The following is a 9,568-nucleotide window of genomic DNA, read 5'->3' as shown; positions in this document are numbered from 1 at the left end:
CATATAAATCATTCAGAATATATTCATTACCTTCTTCAAGTATCCTGACCCATTAGATCCCCTAGATAAAGGGTGCTGCAGCAACCTCCCTTTTCGCATTCAAGTGGATAGACCTAATATTGATTCCAATTATTTACCTGGATATTATTATAGTGGAATATAAAAAACGACTATCTTTATAAAATAGTCGTTTTTTATGCAAATATTGCATTTAAAATTTGTTCATTTAAAAATGGTAGAGATAATTTTTTCTGTCGTCATCTCACTATCTACCACATATGTTCCAGGACGTAATCCGTTGGCCTTACCTTTCTTTTCAACTTCATCAGAAAAATCCTTTGCATTCTTAATAACTTTTGCTCGTTGAAGGGTTTTACCAACGTCAATACTTGTCGAACCTTTAGACACTTTTAGAACTGTACGGTACACGACCTTTTCTGTTGTTTCTGTTTTCGCTTTATCTTTAATGGATTTCGTTTCAGCAAGCTGATCTTCCCACTCTTTTTCTGAATGTATGACATATCCTTCAGAAGACAGCAAATCTTTCATATCATCTTCTGACAACTTCTCTGAAGTCTGTGTTCCGGTCGCTTCACTGGGACCAAAGAAGTATACTGCACCGCACAAACCCGCCGCAACAATAAGACCTCCTGCAAAGCTGCGCATTGATTTAGATGTCATTGGCAACGTTTCTCCTTTCATTAGTTTTTATGTAAGGAGTAAGCAAGCGTTCTATCTCATTTTCTGACTGTTGTGTTTTCAATGCGATGCTTTCAAATGAATACCCGCGCTTATGTAAGTCGAGAACCTCACGTAACAAGAGCCGCTGTTCAGAAGAACCTGCAAGAATGCCTGTCTCTTGTGCTGTAATTTCAGCATCTATCTCGATTTTTCGTATTTTTTCTTGTAGTTGATTTACTTCATCTCCAAAAGTACTAGCAAACTGTTCTAATTGTTTATCCACTTTTATTGAATCCGTTTTAATAAACGACAAAATGAACAGTAAAACTGCTACACCAAACAAAATGACTAACGCCCATTCCATCATTCTATGTCCCTCCTTAATCTTTGAATCTATTTTCTCGCTTTCTAATTATATATTGATTCGTACGAAAACTCGATTTAAATGAATAAAATACCACAATAGTCTCGTAGTTTATACAGAAAAATACATAATTAGCCTATTTCCAAGTTTATCAACAGCCAACACACTCATATCTATCATACCATATAAGGACAATGTTACCATAAAAAAAAGACTTGTTGCCTATCAGGATAATAGGATGAAGATTTTTTATCATGTTAGTTTTTAGCCCACTCTCATATGAGGTAAACTCTGACAAAAAGAACAAATTGGATTAGCTCTACTTGCAACAGCTAATCAAGATGAAAACGTATTTGAACGAGCCAATTTGATATTCACCGTAATCTAAATCCTCATATTGTTTTTGGACACGGTAATCATTTCTGTTGCGCCACTTCACTCACGTTCCCGAAACCATTTACTGATGTAATCGAGAACAGTGCGGTATATGGACAATACCTATTCAATTGAAAAAATAAAAATGTAACGCCTTCTACTATTTTAGAATGCGTTACATTTTAGAGTATTGTCCCTGGTGGAATTGGGATGCAGAAATAAATCAGAGCAAAGGATAGGTAAAGCTTTGGAGCTATATAAAAAAAGAAAATTTACTAATTAAGATCTTTCGAGATTATAGTGCAAGAATCTCATTTATGTACTAGATCTAAATATGGATTTTATTCTTCTACTTCAAGCAAAAAAGAACGATTCCTTTAAAAGGAATCGTTCTTTTGTTTGTGTTTAATTTTCAGTAGTTTCGCTTACTCCTGAATAGCTTTTCTTATGCTTCACGACAAAGTAAAGCAGTGTCAATATCATAAAACCAATTGTAAAGCCAAGTAAAACATAGACGTTTTGCCACATTAAACCAAAGTTACCACTTGATATTACTTCTTTAAATCCTCTTACTGAGAATGTCATCGGTAACCAATTATTGAATATTTGTAATGGTTCTGGTATTAATTCAAGTGGGAATGTTCCAGCACTTGTCGTTAACTGCAAGATCAAGATAACTATCGCGATGAAACGACCTGGATCTCCCATTGTTGTTACAAGCAACTGAATCAATGTAATGAATACCAAACTCGTTATAATCGAGAATATTACGAATAACGGTACACTTTTCACTTCCATATCCAGCAGTACTAAAGTTAATCCTGAGGCAATAATTGCTTGGATAATACCTACTGAAGCAATAATGCCAAATTTACTTAAGAACCAAGTGAACCCGTTTTTCGGAATTCCAATCGGCTCTCTTAATGGAAAGACAATTGATAGTAATAGGGCACCAACGAACAAACCTAATGATAGGAAGTAAGGGGCAAAACCTGTTCCGTAATTTGGAACTTTATTGATACTCTCTTTTTCAACCTTAACAGGTTCTGCAACCATGTTATACGTTTCTTCACCAGCATTAATATCTGCAGAATCTTTAGCAGCTTTACTGATTTTATCCTTAAACTCTGTCGACCCTTCTGCCAACTTACTTGTTCCACTTACAATTTTACTAGATCCATCAGCTAATTGACTAGATCCATCAGCTAATGCTGCCGATCCTGCTGTAAGTTGATTGACTCCATCTGCAAGTGTCGTTGAACCTGCAGCGAGGTTTTGGCTACCAGTTTTTGCTTCTGATAATTTCTCACCGAATGTTACTAGTCCTACTCTTAATTGAGCTTGACCTTCTTTTAATTGAGCTGCCCCTGTTGCTAATTGAACTGCTCCTTCATTTAATTGAGAAACACCTGTTTGAAGAGCTTTTTGCCCATTATTCAATGTGGCAATATTTTCAGAAAGACTAGCTGAACCTGCTTCAATTTGACCTGCAGAGCTAGCAAGCTCTTTATTCCCAGCTTCAAGCTTTGTTGCACCTTCTGACAGTTGTGCAAATGCTTGCTTCAAAGCTGCTTGCTGTTCTTCAGGTAATGCTCCCATATACGGTTCTAATTGCGATTGAAGGGTAGAAACTCCTTCTTTCAATCCTGATGCCCCATTAGCTGCGCTATTTGCACCTGTTTCAAGCTTTTGTAAGTAACCAGTAAGCTGCTTACTTCCATCATGGATTTTTTCAGTACCCGAAACAACCTCATTCATCTTCGCTTCAACTGTACCAATGCCAGAATGAGCTTTTTCTATACCGGCTTGAAGGCTTCCTGCCCCATCTTCTGCCTTTTTCGCTCCATCAATCAATTGATTTTGAGCGTTAGATAACTGGCCCAAACCATCAGCAAGTGATTGTGCTCCTTTTTGTAACTCAACGGTACCGTCCTGAACTTTCTTAGTTCCACCTGTAAATTCAACTTGTTTCTCAGCTAATGATGTTAATTTTTCTTCTAAAGTTTTTACACCATTATCAACGTCCAGGATTMCATCTTTCAGTTTCCCAGCTGCTTCATCCGTTGACTGAAACCCTTCACCCATTTCTGTTATGATGTCAAACATCGTTTCTGCATATGTCTCAGTTACTTTTTCTGCTAGAGCCATTTGGATTTTTTGAACAGCTGTTTCTCCTATTTGAGCTGATAAGAAGTTAAAGCTTTCATTTGGAACATACTTTAATTCGAGTTTTTGCGGCTTATCATCCATTAACGTCGTCGCGTTTTTCGAAAAATTCTCTGGAACTTCTACTAGTAAGTAATATTTTTGATCCTCTAAGTTTTTGTAGCCCGTTTTACGATCAACAAACTGAAAATTAAAATCCTTACTTTTCTTCAGTTTTTCTACAAATTCATCACCGAGTTTTAACTCTTCTCCCTCTAACTTAGCACCAGTGTCGTTATTTACAATGGCAACTGGTAAATCTTCTAGGCGATCATACGGATCCCAAAAAGCCCATAAAAACATACCACTATACAAAATAGGAATAAATAGAATTGCGATAATTGGAATAAGCAGTTTTTTATTTTTATACAGGCCAAGTAACTCCTGTTTTATTAAACTAGATTTCAAAGAATCCCCCCCTAAGAATAAATGACCAATTAATTCATTCAGTCATTTTTTTGTAAATAATAATGACTATCAGGAGTGACAGCCAATCCGTTAAACAAATATAACTGAAATAGTTCTGCTATTTCTTCTTTTTCAAGTGGTTTATGATTTCTTTCCCAATCGAATATAAGTGCTAAATATATCTTCAACATGATAAAAGCTGTTATTTCAGGATTACATGGAGAAATATCTTTCTTTTCGATAGCTATTTTAATTTTCCCCTTAATATAGGAAATGATTTCTATTTCTAATTCATTTAACATTTGTAAAACTGCTGGCGTTCCCATTTCTTTTTCTTCCTGAAATAGCTTCAGTGATAATTGATGCTCCTTTCTGAATTCTAAAATTCGATATAGTGCACTATGCAGGTTTTCATAAAAGGTTAAGTTTGGTTTAATTGACTGCTCAGCCTCATATTTCATTTCTTCAATCATTCGTAACACAATCTCTTTAAACAATTGCTCTTTATTGGCATAAAAAGTATAGATGGTCCCCTTGCCGACATTTGCTATTTTCGCTACTTGTTCCATAGTTGTAGCTTTATAACCAAAGAGTGAAAAAGACTTTGTCGCAGCTTCTAATATTAACTTTTTCCTGTCAATTGACATATATCACCTCGAAATGACCGTTTGAACAAATCGGTCATTAAGTTATTTTATGATATTAACAAATTTTTTTTATTATAGCAAGGCTTCTTTTTTAAAGTTTAGGAACATCATATCTTTCTATCATCTCTTTTTGCTTTATTACCCATATTGATTACTTACTATTAAAGTATAATAAATGACAAATAAGGATCTAAGCGATAAGATATAGACAATTAGGTTCCTTTTCCTGATTACTTAAATAGGTTGGTGTAAAGATAAAGACCATGAAATGAAACAAAAGGTAACCAATACAAATATGCATAGTATGCATATTAAGGAGGACACCATGATTATTAAGATAAATAATATACCGCGTTTCATGCAGGACGAAATCGAAAAACTTCAATCAAAACTGTCTCCATTATTGAAGAAAAATATGAAATACGTTTTTTTTTCAACCGTGATGATAGGGTTTTCCATCATAAATCTATTTTTTCTTTTATTTAAAAATGACTCATATCCAATCTCTAAAATTGCCCTTGCAATATATGCATTAGTGGGTGCTATAGGATTTGCCCTTTTAAAGGAAAACAAACACAACCAAAAAGAAATAGTGAAAATGAGCCAAAAATATATGCTGGCGAGAATGAAAGAAAGCAACTATTTAACCGATGCCAGGAAAAGTAATTACTATAAAAAGGTAAATGAGCAGCCGCTATCTGCAATGAATGTCTTTTTGGAGTTTCTCGCAGAAGAGGAACAAAGGAAGAACCAACCCTTCCAAAATGAATAAATATAAAATGGAAGTTCGCAAATTTTTATAACTTTATCGGTCGTTGAAATAAGTTAACAAACGATTAGCGCTTTTTAAAAAATATAAGGTTAAACAAACAACTCAACCAGTATGCTCCGGTAGACTACCGATTCATACTGGTTGTTTGCTAGGCTTTTAAACTGTCTAACTAACGAGGTAAGACCACTTTACGATAGATCTATTCCAAAAAAGGTTGAATAATATTTCTTGGCATTCACAAATTCTTTGAATTCTCGTGTCTTTTTAATGCTGTGTACTTCCATTGGCAGAAAGTAATTAGTCATGAAGGGCCTTATCAATAAGTTCATGAAAATAGACTGCTGCATGTTCTGTTGGAGAAAAGATACCATTTGTAAACACCTGGTAATTTAATCCTTTTTGCAATTTTTCCACCAGTTCAAAATCTTCCTGCCGTACTTGATCAACAAATTTAAAATAGTCTTCTTTTTCTATTGTTGTTTTTTCATTGAGGGAGTAATCACGATAAATACCTAGCGACGTCTCTGCATCAACAGGAATTACTTGAATGGTATTCACATTCCCGTCTCCTGGATAAACGTTAATCATCATATTGGGCCAAATCCAATAAAAACACGCTTGGTCACCTTCAGCATTCTTACTTGCTGACATATATTGATAGGTAAATTTGTCGTGTGTCGTTGTGCAAAAGTTCGATATATCAAAAGATTTTGCAAAGCCAGGATGAGCAATGGAACAATGATCACATTCAAGGTAGTTGTCAACAACAGCTTTCCAATTAGCCCTAACTACTCGACGAGTTTCCCTAACTAGTTTTAGAGAATCAAAGAAGGGATACTCTTTCATTTCCTCTAAAAATTCCTGATATGCTTCTGCCAGAGAAGGAGCATTTTTGTCTAGATTGACAAAAATCATAGCATTCTGAACTTCTAAGCGAATGGATTTCATACAGCCGTGTACTGTTACTGACAATAAAATTTAACACAATAACCCCGTTCAAGAAATCCTGAACGGGGTTATTCAATAAACACGACCTGTTTTATATTGAGTATTTGAGAACAAAGAGCTCAGTTGTCCATCATCGTAGATCAGTTCAATTCAAGGAGGTTTTACTTACGACTTACTTAAAATAGGATCTGCTATGACGAGAATTTTCCCAGCCTTGATATCCTCCACATACTGATCGATTTCTGCTTTATCTAGACCAATATCCAATAATGGTTTCTTCAATCCTCMGGCACCTGATGCTGCCCCAGCTGCCGCTCCTCCAAATGTGGTGAAAATAGGGCCTGCAGCTAATATCGGGCCGATTCCAGGTACAGCCAATGCACTCATCCCAATAACTAAACCAGTTAAACCAAGAGCGCCACCTGCTGCTGCACCGGCTACGAATCCACCAGTCTTTGTAGGACTCACTTCCTCGGCTTCATTTGGTAATTTATCAATATTTTTAGCGACTACTGATATTTGATCAGATGAATATCCTTTTTTCTTTAAATTTTCAACTGCTAAGGTTGCTTCATTTTCATTATCATATATTTCTATAAATCTATTGTCCATGGTATCTTCTCCTTTATAAGTAATGTACTATTCAATACCCTTAAGTGAGTTTTGATAACCATCTACTAAAAAATGGAATTACCCCCGGATTTGTCCCTCGCCATAAATAAAATATTTGCTTGAAGTTAATGCCGGCAAGCCCATTGGTCCACGTGCATGAAGCTTTTGTGTAGAAATGCCTATTTCAGCGCCATAACCGAATTCAAATCCGTCAGTAAAACGTGTGGAAGCATTATGATAAACTGCTGCTGCATCTACTTTATTCAAAAAGACAGCCGCATTTTGTTCATCTTTTGTCAGGATTGCTTCGGAATGATTTGTACCATATCGATTAATATGTTCAATAGCATCTGAAACACAACTGACGGTTTTCACGCTAATTTTCAATGCTAAATACTCTGTTGACCAATCTTCTTCCGTAGCAGTTTTCGCTTCAGGAAAAACGTTACAAACCGCTTCATCACCGTATATTTCAATGCCCTTTTCGTTCAGGACTGCCAAAAGACGCTTCCCATTTTCTTCTAACCATTTTTTATGAATAAGCAGGCTTTCAATCGCGTTACAAACGGAAGGACGCTGTGTTTTACCGTTTAAGACAATATTCTCTACCATGGTTAAATCTGCCGTCTCATCGATGAAGATATGACAATTACCTGCCCCCGTTTCRAGGACGGGGACGGTGGACTCCCTAATTACTGTTTCAATTAAATTCTTTCCACCGCGCGGAATCAAAACATCTAAATAATCTTTAAGGTGAAAAAGTTCCTTAGCTGTTTCACGACTTGTATCTTCAATTAATTGAACAGCATCTACAGGAATTTTCGTATTCTTCAATGCTTTGTGAATAGAAGAGACTAGCGCCATATTGGAATACTTGGCTGAAGAGCTTCCCCGTAATATAACCGCATTCCCTGTTTTTAAAGATAATGTAGCTGCATCAATAGTCACATTCGGTCTTGCTTCATAGATCATTCCAATAACACCGATTGGGACACGTAATTTTTTAATTAATAAACCGTTTTCTTTTTCTATCATTTCCAATTTTTCACCTATTGGATCTTTTAATTCAATCAATGGCCGTATCGCCGCGGCAATGTCATCAATACGTTTAGGGTTTAACATAATTCGGTCTAACGTAGACTCACTAAAACCTTTTAGCCGGCCTTGTTCGAGATCCTTTTGGTTTTCTATTAACAAACTTTCTCTATCAATAACTAGTTGCATGGCGATTTTCTCAAGCGCCTCATTTTTCTGTTCGGTAGACAGTCCGATTAGCTGATAACTTGCTATTTTCGCTGCCTTTCCTTTCTCAATCACTTCACTCATTTTATAAGCCCCCTTCACCTTCGATAAAATTGATATACAACTATGCCTTCACCCATTTATCACGATGGATTACTTCAATGGAAGTTAGTACAAGCTCCGTTGTTCGTTTGCCCATCGCCAGTTTTAACTCCGCTTCGGAATATAGAACCTCTCCACGTCCTAATAAYCCATTTGGCCCGAAGACCTCGACGACATCTCCCTTATTGAAAACTCCTTTAATATCATAAATCCCAGCCGGTAATAGACTGCTGCCATTTGAAACTAGTGCCTTTTCTGCACCTGCATCGACATAGATTTTCCCGGATACTTTTGAATGAAGGGAAATCCACTGTTTGTTTTTTGTAACAGTTGTTAAGACATCATTGCCAATATACGTGCCATCACCATTTCCTGAAAGTATTGTAAGAAGCTTTTCACTGCCCTCTCCTGAACCGATAAATACTTTGACTCCAAGAGACAGTGCTGTTTGCGCTGCAATCAGCTTGGATTTCATTCCCCCCGTACCAACACTTGAACCCGCTCCTTCAGCCATTTGTAATAACTCTTCGGTAACTTCGGAAAGCTTATCAAATCTGTTAGCCTCTGGATTTGTTTGGGGATTGGAATCATAGAGCCCATTAATATCAGTTAAAATAATCAGGTTGTTGGCATGGACAAGCCCGCTTACAAGAGCAGATAGCATATCATTATCACCGAAAGTCAACTCTTCTACAGATACGGTGTCGTTTTCATTTATTATCGGGAGAATGCCCCGCTCAAGCAATTCCATTAATGTAGCATAGGCATTTTTATACCGATCTTTTTTTGAGAAATCTTTTCTTGTAAGTAAAATTTGTGCTGGAACAATTCCAAAGTGCCCCAATTGTTCCATATAAGACTGGATCAACAGGCTTTGCCCGACGGCTGCAGCTGCCTGTTTTCCTTTTAGAGTAACAGGTCTTGAAGGGTATCCGAGCTTGCGAAAACCGGTTGCTACAGCCCCTGATGAAACAAGAACAACTTCATGTCCAGCCTTCCTTAATGCTGCCACTGCCTGGATATGATCGGAAAATTTMTTTTGGTCGATTTCACCTTGAGTGTTGGTTAAAGAACTACTTCCTATCTTTACAACGATGCGCTTCTTTTCCATCGATTTTTTCCTCCAATTAATATCTTAGACATGAAAAAAAGCCCTTTTCGTCCTCGAAACAAGGACGAAAAGGGCTTCTCTCCGTGGTACCACCTTCATTG

At 36.6% G+C, this 9,568-nt stretch carries 9 protein-coding genes; 1 reads left to right on the top strand and 8 read right to left on the bottom strand.

All coding sequences use genetic code 11. The features are described from left to right. Positions 1 to 222: 222 nt before the first annotated feature. The 4 genes from AC1DUW_RS14975 to AC1DUW_RS14960 all read right to left on the bottom strand — a co-directional run bounded on the left by AC1DUW_RS14975 (position 223) and on the right by AC1DUW_RS14960 (position 4,680). Positions 223 to 681: a hypothetical protein gene (locus AC1DUW_RS14975; protein ID WP_053346703.1), complete on the bottom strand. Its 459-nt coding sequence runs from the start codon at positions 679 to 681 to the stop codon at positions 223 to 225. Beyond that, entirely contained in the window at positions 671 to 1,048 is a 378-nt protein-coding gene (locus tag AC1DUW_RS14970) for a hypothetical protein (protein ID WP_236694956.1), read from the bottom strand. Before AC1DUW_RS14970 ends, AC1DUW_RS14975 begins: the two co-directional genes overlap by 11 nt. A gap of 777 nt (positions 1,049 to 1,825) precedes the next feature. Further along, a complete protein-coding gene (locus AC1DUW_RS14965; RefSeq protein ID WP_477642858.1) occupies positions 1,826 to 4,033 on the bottom strand; it encodes a YhgE/Pip family protein in 2,208 nt (735 codons plus the stop codon). A 38-nt stretch (positions 4,034 to 4,071) separates the two neighbouring features. After that, complete coding sequence (locus AC1DUW_RS14960) at positions 4,072 to 4,680, bottom strand: TetR/AcrR family transcriptional regulator (RefSeq protein ID WP_053346705.1); 609 nt, start codon at positions 4,678 to 4,680, stop codon at positions 4,072 to 4,074. 325 nt (positions 4,681 to 5,005) lie between these two features. On the opposite strand from AC1DUW_RS14960, the gene AC1DUW_RS14955 reads away from it, so the two are divergent. Then, complete coding sequence (locus tag AC1DUW_RS14955) at positions 5,006 to 5,452, top strand: DUF5392 family protein (RefSeq protein WP_477642857.1); 447 nt, start codon at positions 5,006 to 5,008, stop codon at positions 5,450 to 5,452. 297 nt (positions 5,453 to 5,749) lie between these two features. Here AC1DUW_RS14955 and AC1DUW_RS14950 read toward each other — a convergent pair whose 3' ends face one another. From AC1DUW_RS14950 to proB, 4 genes are all read right to left on the bottom strand, one after another. After that, positions 5,750 to 6,424: an SRPBCC family protein gene (locus tag AC1DUW_RS14950; RefSeq protein WP_083450800.1), complete on the bottom strand. Its 675-nt coding sequence runs from the start codon at positions 6,422 to 6,424 to the stop codon at positions 5,750 to 5,752. Positions 6,425 to 6,565: 141 nt separating this feature from the next. Next, the gene (locus AC1DUW_RS14945) at positions 6,566 to 7,012 is read right to left on the bottom strand and encodes a general stress protein (RefSeq protein WP_477642856.1); all 447 of its coding nucleotides are present in this window, start codon (positions 7,010 to 7,012) and stop codon (positions 6,566 to 6,568) included. A gap of 78 nt (positions 7,013 to 7,090) precedes the next feature. Continuing rightward, complete coding sequence (locus tag AC1DUW_RS14940) at positions 7,091 to 8,338, bottom strand: glutamate-5-semialdehyde dehydrogenase (protein ID WP_477642855.1); 1,248 nt, start codon at positions 8,336 to 8,338, stop codon at positions 7,091 to 7,093. A gap of 40 nt (positions 8,339 to 8,378) precedes the next feature. After that, the gene (proB, locus tag AC1DUW_RS14935) at positions 8,379 to 9,467 is read right to left on the bottom strand and encodes a glutamate 5-kinase (RefSeq protein ID WP_477642854.1); all 1,089 of its coding nucleotides are present in this window, start codon (positions 9,465 to 9,467) and stop codon (positions 8,379 to 8,381) included. Between the last annotated feature and the right edge of the window lie 101 nt (positions 9,468 to 9,568).

This window comes from Peribacillus sp. P4_C12, assembly GCF_056402095.1.
The sequence above is the reverse complement of the archived record's forward strand: the minus strand, read 5'-3'. Positions and strand labels throughout refer to the sequence as shown.